1 pseudogene is annotated in these 825 nt (G+C 72.7%); it reads left to right on the top strand.

Annotation, left to right across the window (positions count from 1 at the left end):
* Window positions 1-825, top strand: a pseudogene (locus tag G7A99_RS22085) (excinuclease ABC subunit A); the annotation flags it as partial.

The raw sequence follows: 825 nt of genomic DNA, 5'->3' as shown, positions 1-825 counted from the left end.
CGGACGCCGTCCTCGACCCGGACACCCGGTTCCGCCCGAGCGGCGCCACGATTCCCGCAGAGCGGCTGGCCGCCCTGCCCGGGCTGTGCATCCACGACCTCATGTGCCTGCCCCTGGAGCGCCTGGCCGGCTTCTTCGAGGGCCTGGCGCTGCCCGCCCCGCTGGACGAGGCCGCGACCCTGCTGCTCGACGCCATCCGCTCACGCCTCGACTACCTGAACCGGGTCGGCCTCGGCTACCTGGCGCTGGACCGGCAGTCGCGCACCCTCTCCGGCGGCGAGGTCCAGCGCATCAACCTGACCACCGCCCTGGGCACCTCGCTGGTCAACACCCTGTTCGTCCTCGACGAGCCCAGCATCGGCCTGCACCCGCGGGACATCCGGCGCATCGTCTCGGTCATGCACCGCCTGCGCGACGCCGGCAACTCCCTGCTCGTGGTCGAGCACGATCCGGACGTCATCCGCGCCGCGGACCGCATCATCGACATCGGCCCGGGGCCCGGCGAGCACGGCGGCCGGATCGTCTTCGAGGGGGCGCCGCAGGCACTCCTCGAGGACCGCGGCTCGCTAACGGCGGACTACCTTACGGGCCGGCGCCAGGTCGGCGACGCCCGGGACACCGCGCGCCCCGAGCCGTCGTCGTGGCTGACCGTGGTGGGCGCGAGCGAGCACAACCTGAAGGACATCACCGTGTCCCTGCCGCTGGAGCGGTTGACGGTGCTCACCGGCGTGTCCGGCTCCGGCAAGTCAACGCTCATGGGCAGCATCCTCTACAACGGCCTGCGCAAACTGAAGGGCCAGCCCGCGGATGCGGCCGGGGCCCACC

The sequence above is a fragment of the Arhodomonas sp. KWT genome (assembly GCF_010993615.1).
This window is presented reverse-complemented; position numbering and strand designations above follow the sequence as displayed.